The organism is Thauera aromatica K172, assembly GCF_003030465.1.
Lineage (GTDB): Bacteria > Pseudomonadota > Gammaproteobacteria > Burkholderiales > Rhodocyclaceae > Thauera > Thauera aromatica.
Genome location: NZ_CP028339.1, coordinates 2,694,217 through 2,712,564, shown reverse-complemented (window position 1 = coordinate 2,712,564; position 18,348 = coordinate 2,694,217). Strand labels below are relative to the sequence as shown.

16 protein-coding genes are annotated in these 18,348 nt (G+C 68.3%); 8 read left to right on the top strand and 8 right to left on the bottom strand.

Going from position 1 to position 18,348, the window contains the following annotated elements; all coding sequences use genetic code 11:
* Window positions 1-2: 2 nt before the first annotated feature.
* Genes Tharo_RS12810 through Tharo_RS12795 form a run of 4 tightly spaced genes read left to right on the top strand, consistent with a single transcriptional unit; the run spans window position 3 to window position 5,642 of the window.
* Window positions 3-758: an ABC transporter ATP-binding protein gene (locus tag Tharo_RS12810; protein ID WP_425444937.1), complete on the top strand. Its 756-nt coding sequence runs from the start codon at window positions 3-5 to the stop codon at window positions 756-758.
* On the top strand, window positions 740-2,527 hold the full coding sequence (locus tag Tharo_RS12805; protein WP_211309606.1) for an ATP-binding protein: 1,788 nt from the start codon (window positions 740-742) through the stop codon (window positions 2,525-2,527). The genes Tharo_RS12810 and Tharo_RS12805 overlap by 19 nt, the downstream gene beginning before the upstream one ends.
* Entirely contained in the window at window positions 2,524-2,898 is a 375-nt protein-coding gene (locus Tharo_RS12800) for a response regulator (protein ID WP_107221549.1), read from the top strand. The genes Tharo_RS12805 and Tharo_RS12800 overlap by 4 nt, the downstream gene beginning before the upstream one ends.
* Window positions 2,895-5,642 carry a two-component system response regulator gene (locus Tharo_RS12795; protein WP_107221548.1) on the top strand — a complete coding sequence of 916 codons (2,748 nt, stop codon included), beginning with the start codon at window positions 2,895-2,897 and terminating at the stop codon, window positions 5,640-5,642. Before Tharo_RS12800 ends, Tharo_RS12795 begins: the two co-directional genes overlap by 4 nt.
* Window positions 5,643-5,741: 99 nt before the next feature.
* Here Tharo_RS12795 and moaC read toward each other — a convergent pair whose 3' ends face one another.
* Window positions 5,742-6,230: a cyclic pyranopterin monophosphate synthase MoaC gene (gene moaC, locus Tharo_RS12790; protein WP_107221547.1), complete on the bottom strand. Its 489-nt coding sequence runs from the start codon at window positions 6,228-6,230 to the stop codon at window positions 5,742-5,744.
* Between the two features lie 118 nt (window positions 6,231-6,348).
* On the opposite strand from moaC, the gene Tharo_RS12785 reads away from it, so the two are divergent.
* Window positions 6,349-7,779, top strand: a complete 1,431-nt coding sequence (locus tag Tharo_RS12785; protein WP_107221546.1) for a M48 family metalloprotease — start codon at window positions 6,349-6,351, stop codon at window positions 7,777-7,779.
* Window positions 7,780-7,865: 86 nt separating this feature from the next.
* Window positions 7,866-8,096, top strand: a complete 231-nt coding sequence (locus Tharo_RS12780; protein WP_075148219.1) for a sulfurtransferase TusA family protein — start codon at window positions 7,866-7,868, stop codon at window positions 8,094-8,096.
* A 121-nt stretch (window positions 8,097-8,217) separates the two neighbouring features.
* Here Tharo_RS12780 and Tharo_RS12775 read toward each other — a convergent pair whose 3' ends face one another.
* From Tharo_RS12775 to Tharo_RS12760, 4 genes are all read right to left on the bottom strand, one after another.
* Window positions 8,218-11,316 (bottom strand): valine--tRNA ligase, encoded by a 3,099-nt coding sequence (locus Tharo_RS12775; RefSeq protein WP_107221545.1) that lies wholly within the window; start codon window positions 11,314-11,316, stop codon window positions 8,218-8,220.
* 164 nt (window positions 11,317-11,480) lie between these two features.
* On the bottom strand, window positions 11,481-11,960 hold the full coding sequence (locus Tharo_RS12770) for a hypothetical protein (RefSeq protein WP_107221544.1): 480 nt from the start codon (window positions 11,958-11,960) through the stop codon (window positions 11,481-11,483).
* The gene (locus tag Tharo_RS12765) at window positions 11,957-12,397 is read right to left on the bottom strand and encodes a DNA polymerase III subunit chi (RefSeq protein ID WP_107221543.1); all 441 of its coding nucleotides are present in this window, start codon (window positions 12,395-12,397) and stop codon (window positions 11,957-11,959) included. The genes Tharo_RS12770 and Tharo_RS12765 overlap by 4 nt, the downstream gene beginning before the upstream one ends.
* Before the next feature lie 17 nt (window positions 12,398-12,414).
* The gene (locus Tharo_RS12760; RefSeq protein WP_107221542.1) at window positions 12,415-13,920 is read right to left on the bottom strand and encodes a leucyl aminopeptidase; all 1,506 of its coding nucleotides are present in this window, start codon (window positions 13,918-13,920) and stop codon (window positions 12,415-12,417) included.
* A 119-nt stretch (window positions 13,921-14,039) separates the two neighbouring features.
* Here Tharo_RS12760 and lptF point away from each other — a divergent pair, with 119 nt between their 5' ends.
* Entirely contained in the window at window positions 14,040-15,122 is a 1,083-nt protein-coding gene (lptF, locus tag Tharo_RS12755; protein WP_107221541.1) for an LPS export ABC transporter permease LptF, read from the top strand.
* A 148-nt stretch (window positions 15,123-15,270) separates the two neighbouring features.
* On the top strand, window positions 15,271-16,347 hold the full coding sequence (lptG, locus tag Tharo_RS12750; RefSeq protein ID WP_107221540.1) for an LPS export ABC transporter permease LptG: 1,077 nt from the start codon (window positions 15,271-15,273) through the stop codon (window positions 16,345-16,347).
* A gap of 102 nt (window positions 16,348-16,449) precedes the next feature.
* On the opposite strand, the gene rplS is transcribed toward lptG, so the two are convergent.
* The 3 genes from rplS to rimM all read right to left on the bottom strand — a co-directional run bounded on the left by rplS (window position 16,450) and on the right by rimM (window position 18,323).
* Window positions 16,450-16,860 (bottom strand): 50S ribosomal protein L19, encoded by a 411-nt coding sequence (rplS, locus tag Tharo_RS12745; protein WP_107221539.1) that lies wholly within the window; start codon window positions 16,858-16,860, stop codon window positions 16,450-16,452.
* A gap of 13 nt (window positions 16,861-16,873) precedes the next feature.
* On the bottom strand, window positions 16,874-17,719 hold the full coding sequence (gene trmD, locus Tharo_RS12740) for a tRNA (guanosine(37)-N1)-methyltransferase TrmD (protein WP_425444956.1): 846 nt from the start codon (window positions 17,717-17,719) through the stop codon (window positions 16,874-16,876).
* Between the two features lie 85 nt (window positions 17,720-17,804).
* Window positions 17,805-18,323 (bottom strand): ribosome maturation factor RimM, encoded by a 519-nt coding sequence (gene rimM, locus Tharo_RS12735; RefSeq protein ID WP_107221537.1) that lies wholly within the window; start codon window positions 18,321-18,323, stop codon window positions 17,805-17,807.
* Window positions 18,324-18,348: the final 25 nt, after the last annotated feature.

The window sequence follows — 18,348 nt, the reverse complement described above, 5'->3', positions numbered from 1 at the left end:
CAATGGCGACCCCGACCATGGCGGACGACATCCTCCCCTTGCGCATCCGCGATCTGCGCTACGCGCCCGGCGGCCGCGAAGTCCTCGCCGGAGTCGATCTGGAGCTCGGCGCGGAAGGCATCACCCTGGTGCTGGGGCCGAACGGCGCCGGCAAATCGGTGCTGCTGCGTACGATCTGCGGCCTGATCCGGCCCTGTGGCGGCGACATCGAGTGGGGTGGTACGCGATGGGAAGAGGGCGCTCCGCCCGGGCATCGGGTGAAAATGGTGTTCCAGCATCCAATGGTGCTGCGTGCCAGCGTGCTCGACAACGTCGCCCTCGGCCTGAAGCCGCTCGGCGTGATGCGGGGGGAACGGCGGCGGCGGGCGCAGGCGGTGCTGGCGCGGGTGGGGCTGGCACACCGCGCCGCCGACAGCGCGCGCCAGCTCTCCGGTGGCGAGCAGCAGCGTCTGGCGCTGGCGCGGGCGTGGTTGACCCGGCCCCGGCTGCTGCTGCTCGACGAACCCACCGCCAGCCTCGACCCTTCCGCCAGCGCCGAGGTCGAGCGCATCATCCGCGAGATCCGTACCGACGGCACGCGGATCCTGATGGTCACCCACAACCTTGGCCAGGCCACCCGCCTCGGCGACGACATCGTCTTCATGGCCGCCGGCCGGGTGTGCGAGCAGACGCCGGTGCAGCGTTTTTTCGCCCGCCCGCAGTCGGAGGCGGCACGGCTTTTCATTCAGGGAGAGTTGCCATGGAGGCTGGCGTTCTGATCCGGTCGGGGTGGGGGAGGGCGTGGCGCCGGGTGGCGCTGCTGGTGCTGCTGCTCCCGACGTTGGCGGTGGCCGACCACAGCCTGCGGGTGGGGATTTATCAGAACAGCCCGAAAGTCGGCCTGGGCGCCAACGGCAAGGCCGAAGGCATCTTCGTCGATGTGCTCGAGGCGATCGCCCGCGCCGAAGGCTGGCGCATCGAGTATGTCCCCGGTTCGTGGAACGAGGGGCTGGAGCGGCTGGCCGCGGGCGAGATCGATCTGATGCCGGATGTGGCGCCCAGCGCCGAGCGCGAACGATTGTTCGACTTTCACGATGAACCGGTGCTGTCGAGCTGGAGCCAGGTCTATGCGCGGCCGGACAGCGGCATCCGGACCTTGCTCGACCTCGACGGCGAGCGTGTCGCAGTGCTCGACGGCTCGGTGCAGGAGGCTGTTTTCCGCCAGATGGCGTCCGGTTTCAGTATCGCCGTCGAGCTGCTGCCAGTGCCCGATTTTTTCGCCGCGCTGGCCGCGGTGGCCGAAGGCCGCGCCGATGCAGTGGTAACCAACCGTTACTTCGGCATGCGCTATGCCCCCGGGTTCGGGCTCGAGGACACGGCGGTCATGTTCAGCCCGGTGCAGCTGTATTTCGCCATGAGGAAGGGGAGCGATCCGGCCCTGCTCGCGGCCATCGACCGGCAGCTGGTGGCGTTGAAGAAGGATCATGACTCGGCTTACTTCCGCTCGCTGCGGCGCTGGGCGGTGGAAGCGCCGCGCGTGGTTCTGCCGCCGTGGCTGTCCGGCGCGGTGGCGCTGGCCGTGGCGCTGCTGCTCGCGGCCGTGGCCTGGGTGTGGCTGCTGCGCCGGCAGGTGGCGCTGAAGACCGATGAAATCGTTCGCAGCAATGCCGAAGTCAACATCCTCGCACAGCGCCATACGCAGGAACTCGAACAACGGGTTGCCGAACGGACCGAGGCCCTTGCCCGCGCCAATGCCGAGCTGCTGACCGCGAAGCAGGCGGCGGAATCGGCTGATCACCTGAAATCGGCCTTCCTCGCCACCATGAGCCACGAACTGCGTACGCCGCTCAATTCGATCATCGGTTTTACCGGCATCCTGCTGCAGGGGCTGGCCGGGCCGCTCAATGCCGAGCAGGGCAAGCAGCTCGGCATGGTGCGCGACAGCGCCCGCCATCTGCTTGCGCTGATCAACGACGTGCTCGACATCTCGCGCATCGAGGCCGGTGAGCTGCGGATGGCTTGCGACGTGTTCGATCCGGCGGCGGCGGTGGCCAAGGTGGTCGGGATCGTTCGCCCGCTGGCGGAGAAGAAGGCACTCGCGCTCGAGGTCGAGGTGGCGGATGGAATCGGGCCGATGGTGGGCGATGCGCGGCGGGTCGAGCAGATCCTGCTGAACCTGCTGGGCAATGCGGTCAAGTTCACCGAGCAGGGACGGGTGCGCCTGCAGGTCGATGCCGTCGCCGGCCCGCCCGGCCCGGCCGGCCCGGCCGGCGCTGCAGCGGCGGCGAGACTGCGGATGGCGGTCAGCGACACCGGGATCGGCATCCGCCCGGAAGACATGGTGTTACTGTTTCAACCGTTCCGCCAGATTGATACGGCGCTATCGCGCAAGCATGATGGAACCGGCCTCGGTCTGGCGATCTGCCGCCGTCTGGCGGAAATGATGGGGGGCGACATCACCGTGGACAGCCGCTGGCAGGAGGGCAGCACCTTCACCGTGACCCTGCCGCTGCGACCGAGCGGCGCGGAAAAGGACGCATACGCATGAACCGGCGCATCCTGCTGATCGAAGACAACGAACAGAACCGCTACCTCGCCGGCTTCCTGCTCCAGGCGCGGGGTTGGGAGGTCGTCCATGCCGAAGATGGTCCGACCGGCCTGAGCCTCGCCACCGAGGCCGATCCGGCGCTGATCCTGCTCGACATCCAGCTGCCGGGGATGGATGGCTACGCCGTGGCGCGGAGCTTGCGGGCCAATGCGCTGCTGGCCGGCGTGCCGGTGGTGGCGGTGACGTCCTACGCGATGCCGGGTGACCGTGAGCAGTGCCTGGCGGCAGGCTGCGACGGTTATATCGAAAAACCGATCGATCCGGACAGCTTCGTGTTCGAAGTGGAACGTTTCCTGGGGGCGGACTCATGAAACACATCCTGGTCGTCGACGACAGGGAAGAAAACCGCTACGTGCTGCGGGTGCTGATGCAAGGGCATGGCTTTACCGTCAGCGAAGCGGAACATGGCGTGGACGCCCTCGAGCAGGCGCGCACGCGCAAACCCGATCTGGCGGTGAGCGACCTGCTGATGCCGACGATGGATGGGTACACCCTGTTGCGCGAGTGGAAGGCCGACCCGGTCCTGCGCACCGTCCCGTTCATCGTCTATACCGCGACCTATACCGGGCCGAAGGACGAGAAGCTGGCGCGCGACATGGGAGCTGACGCCTTCATCATCAAACCGGCCGAGCCCGAGGAACTGGTCCGGGAGGTGCAAGCCGTGCTGGCGCAGGCGGTGGCCGGCCGCCTGTCCGCGCACCCGCCGCAGGCTGCGGAAACGGTGATGCTGAAGGACTACAACGCGGTGCTCGTCGCCAAGCTCGAGGAGCGCACCGCCGAGCTCGAGGCCCATGTCGCCGAGCTTGACCGCGCCCGTCACCAGATCCTGCGCTTGAACCGGCTGTATCGGGCGCTCAGCGAAACCAACCAGGCGATCATCCACACTGCCGACCCCGCGACGCTGTACGAGACCTTGTGCCGGATCGCCGTCGACCGCGGCGGCCTGGCGATGGCCTGGATCGGCCTGCTCGATGCCGACAGCGGGGCGCTGACGCCGGTGGGACGCTACGGCGCGCTCCCGCCCTGGGTGGAACGCCTGGCGCCGCTGTCCGGGCGCGGCGAGTTGCGCATTCCGGCGGAAATCGCGCTCGGCGAAGGGCGTGCCTACCTGTGCAACGACCTGCTCGCCGATCCCGCCCTGGCCGCCATCCACGATGACTTGAGGGCGAAGGGACTGGCCGCGGCAGCGGCCTTCCCGCTCGTCGCCGACGGCCGGATGCTCGGCAGCATGGCGCTGTTTTCGGGTGAAAAAGGGTTTTTCGACTTCGAACTGACCGAGCTCGTGCGGGAAATGGCCGACGATGTCGCCTTCGCGATCGACCACTTCGGGCGGGAGGCACGGCGGCGGCGCGCCGAGGAGGCTTCGCGCCTGATGGGGCGCGCCGTCGAGGCTTCGGTAAACGGCATCGCGCTCACCGATCCGCAGCAGCCGGGCAACCCGCTGGTCTATGTGAACCCGGCGTTCGAGCGCATCACCGGCTATGCCGCGGGCGAAGTGATGGGGCTCGATCCGTGCTTCCTGATCGGGGCCGACCACGACCAGCTCGGGATCGGCGAGATCGAAGCCGCGATCGCGGAGGGCACCGAGGCGGCCGTGGTGCTGCGTGCACACCGCAAGGATGGCAGCCTGTTCTGGAGCGAGCTGAGCGTCGCGCCGGTGCGCGATGCCGATGGCCGGCTCACCCATTTCGTCTGCGTCATCAACGACGTCACTGAACGCAAGATCTACGAAGAGACGCTCGAGCGCCAGTACAACGAAGATGCATTGACCGGGCTTGCCAGCCGCAACCTGCTGCGCGACCGCTGCGGCCAGGGGCTCGCTTTTTCACGCCAGCGTCAACGAGTGATGGCGCTGATGATGATCGATCTCGATCACTTCAAGCGCGTCAACGACAGTCTGGGGCACGACGCTGGCGATGTCCTGCTGCGAACGGTGGCGCAGCGGATCACGTCCGTCCTGCGCGAGCGCGACACGGTGGCGCGGCTGGGCGGCGACGAATTCGTCGTGTTGCTCGCCGACCTCGAGGACGCGGGCAGCGTGCCGCTGGTTGCGGACAAGATCCTGCGCGTCTTCGATACCCCGGTGAAGGTCGGCGAGCGCGAGATCGACGTTACCGCGAGCCTCGGGATCAGCGTCTATCCGCAGGATGGCGAGGACTACGACACCTTGCTGCGCAATGCCGAGACGGCGATGTACGGCGCCAAGCAGGCGGGGCGGAACGCCTTCCGTTTCTATACCGCGGACATGAACGCGGAAGCGCTGAAGAAGCTCGAGCTCGAAGCGCAACTGCGGCGTGCGCTGGCCCGCGGCGACCTGGTGCTGCACTACCAGCCGATCTGCGAAGCGGCGGGCGGGCGGGTGGTCGGCGTCGAGGCGCTGCTGCGCTGTCGCGACGATGGCGGGCGGCTGATGCCGCCGGGCGAATTCATTCCGCTCGCCGAGGAAACCGGGCTGATCATGGTGCTCGGCGAATGGGCGCTGCTCACCGCCTGCCGCCAGGCGTGCCGCTGGCAGCAGGCCGGATGGACGCTGCGCGTGGCGGTGAATCTGTCTACGCGCCAGTTCCGCGATGCGCAGCTGGCCGAACGGGTGCGCCAATGCCTTGCCGGCAGCGGCCTGCCGGCGGCGCTGCTGAAGCTCGAGATCACGGAGAGCTCGGTGATGGAGGATGCCGAGCGTGCGGCGCAGACCCTGGCCGAGCTGAAGGCGCTGGGCGTGGCGATTTCGGTCGATGATTTCGGTACCGGTTATTCCTCCCTGGCCTATTTGCGGCGCTTCCCGATCGATCAGCTGAAGATCGACCGTTCCTTCGTCAGCGAGGTGACCCACCATCCGGACAGCGCCTCGATCGTACGCGGCATCATCGACCTCGCCCACAGCCTGCGCCTGAAAACGGTGGCCGAGGGGGTCGAAACCGAGGAAGAGCAGATCTTCCTGCGCGAGGCCGGATGCGATCTGGTGCAGGGCTACCTCCACGCCCGGCCGATGGAAGCCGAAGCGCTCGAACGCTGGCTCGCCACCCGCGAGGCGGGCGGCGAGGACGGCACCGGCTAGCCTGCTTGCGGCCACTGCGCTGGGACACGACCCGGCACGGGCCACCCGCAACATCAAAGGCTTCCCGGCCGCGGCGCCGCGGTCCGCCCGGCCGTCTGCCTACGCTTTCCAGTGCCCCGACTTGCCGCCGAGCTTTTCCAGCAACTGGATGCCGTCCATGCGCATGCCGCGGTCCACCGCTTTGCACATGTCGTAGATGGTGAGGAGGGCGACGTTGACCGCGGTGAGCGCTTCCATCTCGACGCCGGTGCGGCCGACCGTCTCGGCGGTGACGGTGCAGTGCACGGCGGATTCGGCTTTGTCGAGCGCGAACTCGACCGCGACCCGGGTGAGCGGGATCGGATGGCAGAGCGGGATCAGTTCGCTGGTGCGCTTGGAGGCCTGGATCGCGGCGATGCGGGCGATACCGATGACGTCGCCTTTCTTCGCCGTGCCGGACTCGATCATCGCGAAAGTGTCGGGTCGCATCAGGATGCGGCCGCTGGCGACGGCGACGCGGCGGGTCTCGGCCTTGGCGCCGACATCGACCATGTGGGCCTGGCCGTCGGCATCGAAATGGGTCAGCGGGTTCGGAGTGTTTGCGGTCATGTTGGGCTGGGGGGCAGAGCGTGGGCGTGGGCTGCATCCGGTGCCCGCGCGGCGGCTGGCTACAGATGGATACAGGCGCATGGGAACGTGCGCGGGCGGGCGGGTATCATAGCACTCCATGATGCGCCGACCTCTTGCCCTGCTCCTCAGCCTCGTGCTGGCCTTCCCCGTCCACGCCCTCGATCTGCCCGATCTCGGCGACGTCGCCGCCGCCGAGCTGTCGCCCGCCGCCGAGCGCGGCATCGGCGAGCAGATCATCCGCGAGATCCGGCAGGACGCGGCCTATCTGGACGATCCCGAGATCGAAGAGTATGTCGGCCGGCTCGGCCACCGCCTGGCGACGGCCAGCGGCAGCCTGGCGCAGGACTTCGAGTTTTTCGTCGTGCGCGACGCCACGCTCAACGCCTTCGCCCTGCCCGGAGGCTACATCGGCGTCCATACCGGCCTGCTGCTGGCGGCGCAGAGCGAATCGGAACTGGCTTCGGTGCTCGGCCACGAGATCGCCCACGTCACCCAGCGCCATATTGCCCAGATCGTCGGCAAGCAGAGCCAGTCGGCGATGCTGATGGTGGCTTCGCTGCTGGTGGCGGTGCTCGCCGCGCGCAGCAATTCCCAGGTGAGCGAGGCCGCGATCGCCGCCGGCCAGGCCGGGGCGATCCAGTCCCAGCTCGGCTATACCCGCGCCTTCGAACGCGAAGCCGACCGCGTCGGCCTGGAAACGCTGGAGGCCGCCGGCTTCGACGTGCGTGGCATGCCGGGCTTTTTCGAGCGCCTGCAGCGGGCGATCCGGGTGTACGAGAACAACGCGCCGGCCTATCTGCGCACCCACCCGCTGACCACCGAGCGTATCGCCGACATGGAGAACCGCGTGGCCTCGACGCGTTACCGGCAGGTGCCCGATTCGCCCGGGTTCGCCTACGCGCGCGCCAAGCTGCGCGCCGGCAACGGCTCCGCCACGGATGCGGTGCGCGAACTCGAAGACCAGGTCGCGCGCCATGCGCAGGACCCCGCACTGGCCTACGGGCTGGCGCGCGCGCTGTTGCGCGCGGGGCGGGCGGAAGAGGCGGCGCAGCGCCTGGAGACGGCACGCACCCTCGCCGAGCCCTCGCCCTGGCTGGAGACGCTCGCGGGCGAAATCCGCCTGGCGCGCGGAGAGGGCGCTGCCGCGATCCGCGGGCTGGAGGCGGCGCGCGAGCGCTTTCCCGATAGCCGCAGCCTGATCTATGCGCTCGCCGAAGCGCGTATCGTGGGCGGCGAACCGGCGCAGGCCGAGCGCGAACTGCGTCAGACGGTCGCCCGCCGCAGCGACGATGCGCGGCTGTGGCGCTTGCTGTCGCGCGCCCACGCGGCCCTGGGGCAGCGCACCGCGCAGCACCGGGCGCAGGCCGAGCTCTATCTGCTGCAAGGCAGCCTGCCGGCGGCGATCGAGCAGCTCGAAATCGCCCGCCGCGCCGGTGACGGTGATTTTTATGCGCAGTCGGCGGTCGATGCGCGCCTGCGCGAACTGCAGCAGCGCCTGCGCGAAGAGCGCCGCGAGCGCCTGCGCTGAACCGCTGCCGCCGGCCGCGGCTTTCGGTTGCCGTCGGCATCCATTAGAATTTCGCCCTCGACGACTGTGCCCGACAAGGACGAAGGATGAATTTCGACAAGGATGTGGACGCCCGCGGCCTGAACTGTCCGCTGCCGATCCTGCGCGCGAAGAAGGCGCTGGCCGAGCTCAAGGCCGGGCAGATCCTGCGCGTGGTGGCGACCGACCCCGGTTCGGTGAAGGATTTCCAGGCGTTTGCCCGCCAGACCGGCAATGAGCTGGTCGGGCAGGGCGAGACCGAGGACGCTGCGTTCGAGTTCTTCCTCAAGCGCAAATAAGGCGTCGCGCGTCCGGGCAGGCCGCGCAGAGCGGCCGGGCCCGCCCGCTGCGCGCGAGGGAGGGCGGTGGTCCCGGCCTCCGTGGTCCGGGCCTTTTCCCTCCGCCCTGACTCTTCCGCTTTCAGCCGCCGAGCTTCGCCAGCTGGGGGCGCAGTTTGTCCAGCGTCGCCTTGAAGCCGGCCAGACGCTCGCGCTCCTGAGCCACCACCGCCGCCGGGGCACGGTCGACGAAACTGGCGTTGGCGAGCTTGGCTTCGGCTTTGGCCGCTTCGCCCTCGAGACGGGCGATTTCCTTCCCCAGGCGTTCGCGCTCGGCGGCGACGTCGATCTCCACCTTCAGCATCAGGCGGGTCTCGCCGGCCACTGCGACCGGAGCGATTTCTTCGCTGCCGATCTCATCGACGATGTGCACTTCGGCGAGCTTGGCCAGGCCGGCGAGGTAGGGCGCATAGGTCCGCAGGGTGTCGGCGTCGCCGGCGGCGAGCAAGGGCAGGCGCTGGGCGGGAGAGATGTTCATCTCGCCGCGCAGGTTGCGGCAGGCGTAGATCATCGCCTTCAGTTCGGCGACTTTCGCTTCGGCGGCTTCGTCGATGCGCTTCAGGTCGGCCTGGGGGTAGCGCGCCAGCATGATGCTGGCGCCGTCCTTGCGCGCGGCGAGCGGGGCGACGGTCTGCCACAGCTCCTCGGTGATGAAGGGAATCAGCGGGTGGGCCAGGCGCAGCACGGTCTCGAGCACGCGCAGCAGGGTGCGGCGGGTGGCGCGCTGCTGCGCCGGGGTGCCGCCCTGGATCTGCACCTTGGCCAGTTCCAGATACCAGTCGCAGTACTCGTCCCAGACGAACTCATACACCGCACGGGCGACGAGGTCGAAGCGGTAGGCGGCGAACTGGGTGGCGACCTCCATCTCGGTGCGCTGCAAGCGGGAGACGATCCAGCGATCGGCGAAGGAGAAGTCGAGCGTCTCCGCCGAGCACGCCGTCGGCGCGTCCGCGCCCAGGCCGCAGTCCTGGCCTTCGCAGTTCATCAGCACGAAGCGGGTGGCGTTCCACAGCTTGTTGCAGAAGTTGCGGTAGCCCTCGCAGCGGGCGAGGTCGAACTTGATGTCGCGCCCCGGGCTGGCGAGGCTGGCGAAGGTGAAGCGCAGGGCGTCGGTGCCGAAGGCGGGAATGCCGTCGGGGAATTCCTTGCGCGTCTTCTTCTCGATGCTCTGCGCCTGCTTCGGATTCATCAGGCCGAAGGTGCGCTTCTTGACCAGCTCGTCGAGCGCGATGCCGTCGATGAGGTCGATCGGGTCGAGCACATTGCCTTTGGACTTCGACATCTTCTGGCCTTCGGCATCGCGGATCAGGCCGTGCACGTACACATGCTTGAAGGGGATCTTGCCGGTGATGTGGCGGGTCATCATCACCATCCGCGCGACCCAGAAGAAGATGATGTCGAAGCCGGTGACGAGCACGGTGGAAGGCAGGTAGAGGTCGAGCGCGTCGTTGCTCTTGCCCGGCCACTCGGCGGTCCAGTCCAGGGTCGAGAACGGCCACAGCGCGGACGAGTACCAGGTGTCGAGGACGTCCTCTTCCTGGCGCAGGCGGCCTTCCTCGTAGCGGGCGTGCAGCAGCGACAGGCGCTCGGCGAGCGCGGGATACTGTTCCGCGGTCTGGCCCTGGCTCTGGCGCGCGGCGACTTCGGCCTGCAGCGTGTCGATCTCGGCTTCGAGCCCGGCCTTCCAGGCGCGGATCGCCTCTTCCTCGCAGCTGGCGACGTAGATCTTGCCTTCCTCGTCGTACCACGCGGGGATGCGGTGGCCCCACCACAGCTGGCGCGAGATGCACCAGTCCTGGATGTTGTTGAGCCACTGGTTGTAGGTGTTGACCCAGTTCTCGGGGTAGAAGCGGATCTCGCCCGAAGCGACCACCTCGAGCGCCTTCTGGGTGATCGACTTGCCGTCCGAGTTCGGCCCCTGAGCCGCTTTGCTCATGGCGACGAACCACTGGTCGGTGAGCATCGGCTCGATGACGACGTTGGTGCGGTCGCCGCGTGGCACCTGCAGCTTGTGGGGCTTGACTTCTGCAAGCAGGCCAGCGGCTTCCAAATCGTCGACGATCGCATTACGGCCATCGAAACGATCGAGTCCTTGGTACTTCCTTGGAATTACTAAGGATATGGCTTCATCAATAGATGAGGCATTGGAGCAGGCGGCCATCAAGTCGTAGAGAACCGCGTGCAAAGGGCGATCTTCTTCATCGTAGGCGTCGTAGTTCCAGAAGATGTCCTTGCTAGACTTGACGGTCGTCGGGGAGATGATGGTCCCATCCAGTGCCAGCACTCTGATGCACGGTATGTTGTGTCGTGCCCCCACCGCGTAGTCGTTGAAATCGTGCGCCGGGGTGACCTTGACGCAGCCAGTGCCGAACTCGCGGTCGACGTAGTCGTCGGCGATGATCGGGATGTGGCGGCCGGTGAGCGGCAGCTCGACGGTCTTGCCGATCAGGTGGGCGTAGCGCTCGTCTTCCGGGTGCACCATCACCGCGACGTCGCCGAGCAGGGTCTCGGGGCGGGTGGTGGCGACGGTCAACCCCTTCAGGCCCGCGATCGGGCCGTCGCTGAAGGGGTAGAGGATGTGGTAGAGCTTGCCGTCCTCTTCCTCGGACACCACTTCGAGGTCGGACACCGCGGTGCCGAGCTTCGGGTCCCAGTTCACCAGGCGTTTGCCGCGGTAGATCAGGCCTTCGTTGTACAGCCGGACGAAGGTCTCGGTGACCGTCTTCGACAGGCCCTCGTCCATCGTGAAGCGCTCGCGCTTCCAGTCCGGGCTGGTGCCGAGCCGCCGCATCTGGCGGGTGATGGTGCCGCCGGAGTATTCCTTCCACTCCCACACCTTCTCCAGGAACTTCTCGCGGCCGAGATCGTGGCGGCTGATGCCCTGGGCGTCGAGCTGGCGTTCGACGACGATCTGGGTGGCGATGCCGGCGTGGTCGGTGCCCGGCTGCCACAACGTGTTGTGGCCGCGCATCCGGTGGTAGCGGGTGAGCGCGTCCATGATCGTCTGGTTGAAGCCGTGCCCCATGTGTAGCGTGCCGGTGACGTTGGGCGGCGGCAGCAGGATGCAGAAGGCGTCGGGGTTCGACGTGTCGAGGCCGGCGTCGAAGTACGCGCGGGATTCCCATTCCGGGTACCAGCGACGTTCGATGTCCGCCGGTTCGAAGCTCTTGGCCAGTTCCATGGTGTTCTTAGTGTCTGCGCGTGAAGGCAAAGGGCGGATTATAGCGGATGGCCGCGCTGAGCCCGGAGCGGCGTTCCCGGTGCTGCGCCGCCGATGAAAATATGCCTGCGATGACGTGGAGTCGTTGGCTGGGAACCGCCCGCAAGGGGCGGACGCAGCCGCCTTCAGCCGGTGTCGTCGCCGGCCCGGCGTGCGAGTGGGGCGGACAGCGGGGCGGACAGCGCGGGCAGCAGGGTGGCGCGCATCCGGGCGTGGGTTTCGGCACGGATGCGGGCGGCGAGGGGGGCGGCGAGGGCGTCCAGCTCGGCGACGACGATCTGCGGCAGTTCGCGCTCGAGCCAGGCTTCGATGCTGCGGGCGAGCTCGTCGGCGAGTTCGGCGGGAGGGAATTCGGCGGGGGCGGCGAGGACAGGGGGGGCGTTCGCCGTGGCGGCGGCAGGCGCCGGCGTCGCGTCGCGTCGGGGGATGCCGAGACGATCCAGTTCGGCGGCTTCGAGCGCGTCGGTCAGGAGCGGCAGATCGTCTCCCGCGAGGGCGAGGGACGGCGACGGTGGGGCGGCGTCGTGCTCGCGGAGGGCGCCGGGCCGCAGAGGGTCGTCGCCCTCGTCGGCGTCGCCGGTCCGGGAAGGCGGGGCGTTCGTCATAGGGCGGTCCGTGATGCGGCGTCGAAGGCTTTCAGCTCCAGTCCGCGGCGGCGGTACTCGGTCCACCGCGCGCGCGCCGGCAGGGCATGCGCTTCGCCCTGGGCGACGATTTCGACCAGCGTGCGGAAGTGCTCGTGGCCGGGCGGAAGATCGTCGGCGAGGTTGAACAGCAGGTCGGCGTGGGGCCAGCCTGCGTCTTCGCCCGCCGCCGCCAGGACCACCGGCGTTTCGCTCGCGAGCGCGGAGGCGAGGGTGACGTGGGGGACGAAGTCGAGCGGTTCGGACGTCCACAGCGCCTGATCGAAGCGGCGCAGCGCTTCGGCGTCGGCCAGGCGTACCGCCACCTTGCGCCCGCTGGCGTAGGCACGTCCGACCAGCTCGAGTGCGAGGACGAGGCGGTCGGGGGCGTTGTGATAGAAACGGACGCGCGGCGGCATGACGGCTCGAGCAGCGCTCAGGCGGCCTTCGCCCGGCTGCGGCCGATCAGGAACTCGGCCAGCAGGGGCACCGGACGCCCGGTTGCGCCCTTGGCCTCGCCCGACACCCAGGCGGTGCCGGCGATGTCCAGGTGCGCCCACTTGTAGGCCTTGGCGAAGCGCGACAGGAAGCAGGCGGCGGTGATGGTGCCGGCGTAGCGGCCGCCGATGTTGCCCATGTCGGCGAAGTTGCTCTTGAGCAGTTCCTGGTATTCGTCCCACAGCGGCAGCTGCCAGGCGCGGTCGCCGGATTCGGTGCCGCGCCGCAGCAACTCGGCGGCGAGTTCGTCGTCGTTGGCGAGCAGCCCGCTGGGGATCTTGCCCAGGGCGACGACGCAGGCGCCGGTGAGGGTGGCGATGTCGATCACGCACTCGGGCTTGAAGCGCTCGGCGTAGGTCAGTGCGTCGCACAGGATCAGGCGGCCTTCGGCGTCGGTGTTGAGGACCTCGATGGTCTGCCCCGACATCGAGGTGACGACGTCGCCGGGCTTGGTGGCGCCGCCGCCGGGCATGTTCTCGGTGGCGGGGATGAGGCCGACGAGGTTGATCGGCAAGCCCATCTGCGCGACTGCCTTGAAGGTGCCGAGCACGCTCGCCGCGCCGCACATGTCGAACTTCATCTCGTCCATTTCGGCCGCGGGCTTGAGCGAGATGCCGCCGGTGTCGAAGGTGATGCCCTTGCCGACAAGCACGACCGGCCTGGCCTTCGCCTTGGCGCCCTTGTACTCCATGACGATGAACTTGGGCGGCTGGTGCGAGCCGCGCGCCACCGACAGCAGCGCGCCCATGCCGAGCTTTTCCATGTCGGCGCGCTCGAGCACTTCGACATCGAACTTGTACTGCTTGCCGAGGGCCTGGGCGGTGTCGGCGAGGTGGCCGGGAGTGCAGAGGTTGCCGGGCAGGTTGCCCAGATCCTTCGCCAGCGCCATGCCGGCGGCCACCGCATGGCCTTGCTGCACGGCACGGTCGAGTTCGGCGCCGAGCTTGTCGCCGACGAGCAGGGACAGTTTCTTCGCGCCGCGCGCCTTCCCGCCTTTCTTGTCCTTGTCGGACTTCAGCGCCTCGAAACGGTAGGCGCCGTCGGCGAGGATGCGGGCGGCCTGCTGCAGCCGCCAGGGGAGGGAGCGGCCGTCGAGCTCGACGTCGGCCAGGGCGACGGCGGCATCCCGGCCCGGGCTGCCGGCCAGGGCCTTGGCGGCGGCGGCGAGGGCGTCGCGGTAGGCTTTGTCGGTGAACTCTTCGGGCTTGCCCAGGCCGACCAGCAGCACACGCTCGGCATGGATGCCGGGCAGCTCGTGCAGCAGAAGGGTGGAGCCGGCCTTGCCCTCGAGGTCGCCGTGCTTGACTAGGCGGGTGATACGGCCTTCGGTGGCAGCGTCGACGATCGCGCTCGGAGCGGGCAGGCGGCCGTCGGCAAAGGCGCCCAGCACCAGGGTGGCGGCCTTGAGCTTCGCCGGGTCGGCGGTCTTTATGGTAAATTCCATCAGCTTTTTCCTTGCATGAACCCATCGTCCGGAGTGCCGAAGATTATGGCCCGTTCGCGGCGAGGGCGTCAAAAACCCTTCCCTCCGACCTCATTTTTTCAGGCTTTCCGATTCGCGCGATGATCTTCCGGCGCGCCCTCCAGCGGGAATTCGCCCAGACGGCGGCTGCGGTGTTCGTGGCCCTGTTCGCGATCCTGATCTCCTCGGTGCTGATCCGCCTCCTCGGCCAGGCGGCAGGCGGGCGCGTGCCGGCCGACGCGGTGCTGGCGCTGATCGGCTTCGGCGCCCTCGCGCAGTTGCCGACGGTGCTGACGCTGACGCTGTTCATCGCGATCCTGTTGTCGCTGTCGCGCAGCTACCGGGACTCCGAAATGGTGGTCTGGTTCGCCTCCGGTGTGCCGCTGACGGCGTGGATCGCGCCGGTGCTGCTGTTCATCCTGCCGCTGGTGGTCGTGGTCGGCGCCGGTTCGCTGTTCCTGGCGCCGTGGTCGCAGCAAAAGAGCGCCGAATACCGGGAGGCGCTCGACAGCCGCGACGACACCCAGCGGGTGGCGCCCGGCGTGTTCCGCGAGTCGGCGGGCGCGCAGCGGGTGTTCTTCGTCGAGGTCGGTGCCGGTGAGGACGGACGGGTGGGCAACGTTTTCGTCAGCGAGGAAACGGCCGACGGCGAACTCGTGGTGATCGCCTCGGCCGAAGGCTATCTGCGCACCGACGACGAAGGGCGGCGTTTCGTGGTGCTGGAAAAGGGGCGCCGCTACGACGGTCGTGCGGGCACGCCGCAGTACCGGGTGATGGAGTTCGAACGCTACGAAGTCCAGGTCGAGCAGAAGGCGGTGGCCAGCCCGCCTGCGCGCGCCCGCGCTCTGCCCACCGCCACCCTGCTCGCGCAGGCCGGGCCACGTGACCTGGGCGAGCTGCTCGGACGGATCGGCGCACCGCTGGCGGCCTTGCTGCTCGGGCTGATGGCGATTCCGCTGTCGTTCGTCAATCCGCGCGCCGGACGGGCGAGCAACCTGCTGGTGGCGGTGCTGGTGTACCTGCTCTACAGCAATGCGATTTCGATCTTCCAGTCGTGGGTGTCCCAGGGCAAGGTCGGGTTCGCCGCCGGCCTGCTGCTGCCGCACATGGCGGTGCTCGGGGCGCTCGCGCTGATGTTCCACACCCGGCTGGCGGTGTCGCCGTTCTGGCGGAGGCGGGTATGAGCGCGTCCGCACGGCCGCCCGAAGGAACGCGCTCCCCCTCCCCCGGGGAGGAGGTCGCGCAGCGACAGGAGGGCCGTCCAACGAGCGCGTCCGCACGGCCGCCCGAAGGAACGCGCTCGCCTCCGTGCAGCGGCAGGAGGGGCGTCCAGTGAGCGCGGTGCTGCTGCGCTACCTCGCGCGCGAGATCCTGGCGGCGACGGCGCTGGTGCTGTTCGCTGTCCTCGGCCTGTTCGCGTTCTTCGATTTCATCAACGAGATCGAGGATGTGGGCAAGGGGGGCTATTCCCTGTACCAGGCATTCGTCTATGTGCTGCTGACGCTGCCGGCGCGGGCCTATGAGCTGTTGCCGGTGGCGGTGCTGGTGGGCACGCTGTACGCCCTGGCGACGCTGGCTCGACATTCCGAAATCACCGTGATGCGGGCCGCGGGCATGTCCACCCTCGCGCTGGCGCGCTCGCTCGGGCTGATCGGGTTGATCCTCGTCGCCGCGACCTTCGTCCTCGGCGAGTATGTCGCGCCGCCCGCCGAGAATGCCGCGCAGGAATGGAAGCTCACCGCGACCAAGGCGACGGTATCGCAGCAGCTGCGCTCCGGATTGTGGGTCAAGGACGGCCGGCTGGTGATCAACGTGCGCACCCTGATGCCCGACCGCACGATGCGCACGGCCCGCGTGTACGCCTTCAGCGACGATTATCAGCTGCTCTCGATCAGCGAGGCCGAGCGTGGCGTCCATGACGGCGGCAGCGAGTGGAAGCTGCTCGACGTGGTGCGCACGAACTTTCGCGGGACGCATACCGAAGTCGAGCGCCTGGCCGAGATCGGCTGGCGCTCGGATCTGACGCCGGAAGTGCTGGGAGTGTTGATGGTGTCGCCCGAGCACATGCCTTTCGCCAGGCTGTGGACCTACATCCGCCACCTGCGCGACAACAACCAGAACGCGGACCGCTTCGAGATCGCGCTGTGGAAAAAGCTGATCTATCCGTTCGCGGTGCTGGTGATGATGGCGCTCGCCCTGCCGTTCGGCTTCACCCACGACCGCATGGGCGGCGCGAGTGCGCGCATCTTCATGGGCGTGATGCTGGGGGTGGGGTTCCACCTGCTCAACGGCCTGTTCTCCAACCTCGGCATGATCAACGCCTGGCCGCCGGTCCTCGCGGCACTGACGCCGAGTCTGATCTTCCTCGCCGCCGCCGCCGCCTTGCTGCGCTATGTCGAGCGGCGCTGACGGCGGGCGCATCCCGGCGGAAAAGAACGGGACGGAAAAAGAGGGCGAAAAAAACGGGCCCGCAGGCCCGTTTCAGCGTCAAGCGGGGCGCCGGAGCGGCGCTCAGCCCTGCTGCTGTTGCTGCGCAGCGGCCTTCTTGGCGGCGGCGGCCTTGTAGTCGAGCTTTTCCTTGATCCGTGCGGACTTGCCCGAACGCTGGCGCAGGTAGTACAGCTTGGCGCGACGGACGTCGCCGCGGCGCTTGACTTCGACTCCGGCCACCAGCGGCGAGTAGGTCTGGAAAGTACGCTCGACGCCTTCGCCCGAAGAGATCTTGCGGACGATGAAGGACGAGTTGAGGCCGCGGTTGCGCTTGGCGATCACCACGCCTTCGTAGGCCTGCAGACGTTCGCGGTTGCCTTCCTTCACCTTGACCTGGACGATCACCGTGTCGCCCGGGGCGAACGCGGGGAGGGTCTTGCCCTGGGTGAGGCGGGCGATTTCTTCCTGTTCGAGTTGCTGAATCAGGTTCATTGCGGATACTCCATCAATGTTGTCGGCCTTTGTCGTTCGCATCGGCCTGGCCGCAGAGCAGGTCGCCACCTGGTGCGTGCCGTTTGTGATCGGGCGTTCGGGCGCTACTGCCGCCTTTGGCCCCGGCTTGCTCCTGCCTGAATTCCTCAAGCAGTTTCAATTCGGTCTTGCTCAGCTGGCGCGCCGCCAGCAGATCGGGGCGGCGCAGCCAGGTGCGGCCGAGGGACTGCTTCAGCCGCCAGCGGCGGATCGCCGCGTGGTTGCCCGACAACAGCACTTCGGGCACCCGGTCATTCTCGTACAACTCAGGCCGTGTGTAATGCGGACAATCGAGCAGGCCGTCGACGAAGGAATCTTCCTGCGCCGAATCGGCCGTGTTCAGCGCGCCGGGCAACTGGCGCACGATCGCGTCGAGCAGCACCATCGCCGGCAGTTCGCCGCCCGACAGCACGAAGTCGCCGAGCGACACTTCCTCATCGACGGCGCGCTCGATCAGGCGCTGGTCGACGCCCTCGTAGCGTCCGCACAGCAGCACCAGGCCGGGCTCCGCGGCCAGTTCCAGCACCGCCGCCTGGTCCAGCCGGCGACCTTGCGGCGACAGATAGACGACCTTGCCGCAGTGCCCGCTCGCTGCCTGCTGGGCACTGCGCGCCGCGGCGATCGACTGCATCAGCGGTTCGATCAGCATCACCATCCCCGGCCCGCCGCCGTACGGGCGGTCGTCCACCGTGCGGTGCGGATCGTGGGTGAAGTCGCGCGGGTTGTGGAACGCCAGTTCGTAGAGCCCGCGTTCCTTCGCCCGCCGGGTGATGCCGCTGCCGGTGAGGGCGGCGAACATCTCCGGGAACAGGGTGATCACGTCGTAGCGGCGCAATCCTCCCGCGATCGCCTGCCTGCTCTCCCGGTCTTCGCCCTGCGCGGCCGCCTGCGCGTTCACCGCGGGCCTACCAGTCCTTTTCCCAGTTCACCCGGATGCGCCGGGCGGCGAGGTCTACGTCCAGAATGTAGGCGGCGACGAAGGGAACGAGCCGTTCGGCGGCGTCCTTGTCCGTCCCGTCCCGGATCTGCAATACGTCGTGCGCGCCGGTCGACAGCAGCCCGGTGACCGTGCCGAGGGCCTCGCCCGCTTCGTTTTCGACCGCCAGGCCGACGAGGTCGCCCCAGTAGTATTCGCCTTCGGCGGGAGCGGGAAGCGCATCCCGCGGCGCGGCGACGTAAAAGCCGTCGAGCGCCTCGGCCGCGTTGCGATCGGCAACTTCGGCAAAGGCGGCAACGAGCCCCTTGCCGTGCATGCGGCACGCTTTCAGGGTGAAGCGCTGCCATTGCCCTTCGGCGGCGTGGTCGTCGGCGCAGAGCCACCAGTGGGGCATCGTGCGCCACGCCAGTGGATCGTCACCGAAAGGGTGGATCTTGACCCAGCCCTGAACGCCAAAAGGGGCGACGATGCGCCCCAGTACGATCATGCGCGGTTCCGCCGAAGCAGGGCAG

Excerpts from the sequence above, each read along its gene's own strand:
- rimM (WP_107221537.1), bottom strand. The coding sequence starts at position 18,323 with ATGATCGTACTGGGGCGCATCGTCGCCCCTTTTGGCGTTCAGGGCTGG.
- lptF (WP_107221541.1), top strand. The coding sequence starts at position 14,040 with ATGATCTTCCGGCGCGCCCTCCAGCGGGAATTCGCCCAGACGGCGGCT.
- Tharo_RS12810 (WP_425444937.1), top strand. The coding sequence starts at position 3 with ATGGCGACCCCGACCATGGCGGACGACATCCTCCCCTTGCGCATCCGC.
- Tharo_RS12765 (WP_107221543.1), bottom strand. The coding sequence starts at position 12,397 with ATGCCGCCGCGCGTCCGTTTCTATCACAACGCCCCCGACCGCCTCGTC.
- Tharo_RS12795 (WP_107221548.1), top strand. The coding sequence starts at position 2,895 with ATGAAACACATCCTGGTCGTCGACGACAGGGAAGAAAACCGCTACGTG.
- Tharo_RS12800 (WP_107221549.1), top strand. The coding sequence starts at position 2,524 with ATGAACCGGCGCATCCTGCTGATCGAAGACAACGAACAGAACCGCTAC.
- moaC (WP_107221547.1), bottom strand. The coding sequence starts at position 6,230 with ATGACCGCAAACACTCCGAACCCGCTGACCCATTTCGATGCCGACGGC.
- rplS (WP_107221539.1), bottom strand. The coding sequence starts at position 16,860 with ATGAACCTGATTCAGCAACTCGAACAGGAAGAAATCGCCCGCCTCACC.
- Tharo_RS12760 (WP_107221542.1), bottom strand. The coding sequence starts at position 13,920 with ATGGAATTTACCATAAAGACCGCCGACCCGGCGAAGCTCAAGGCCGCC.
- Tharo_RS12780 (WP_075148219.1), top strand. The coding sequence starts at position 7,866 with ATGAATTTCGACAAGGATGTGGACGCCCGCGGCCTGAACTGTCCGCTG.
- Tharo_RS12805 (WP_211309606.1), top strand. The coding sequence starts at position 740 with ATGGAGGCTGGCGTTCTGATCCGGTCGGGGTGGGGGAGGGCGTGGCGC.
- Tharo_RS12785 (WP_107221546.1), top strand. The coding sequence starts at position 6,349 with ATGATGCGCCGACCTCTTGCCCTGCTCCTCAGCCTCGTGCTGGCCTTC.
- Tharo_RS12770 (WP_107221544.1), bottom strand. The coding sequence starts at position 11,960 with ATGACGAACGCCCCGCCTTCCCGGACCGGCGACGCCGACGAGGGCGAC.
- Tharo_RS12775 (WP_107221545.1), bottom strand. The coding sequence starts at position 11,316 with ATGGAACTGGCCAAGAGCTTCGAACCGGCGGACATCGAACGTCGCTGG.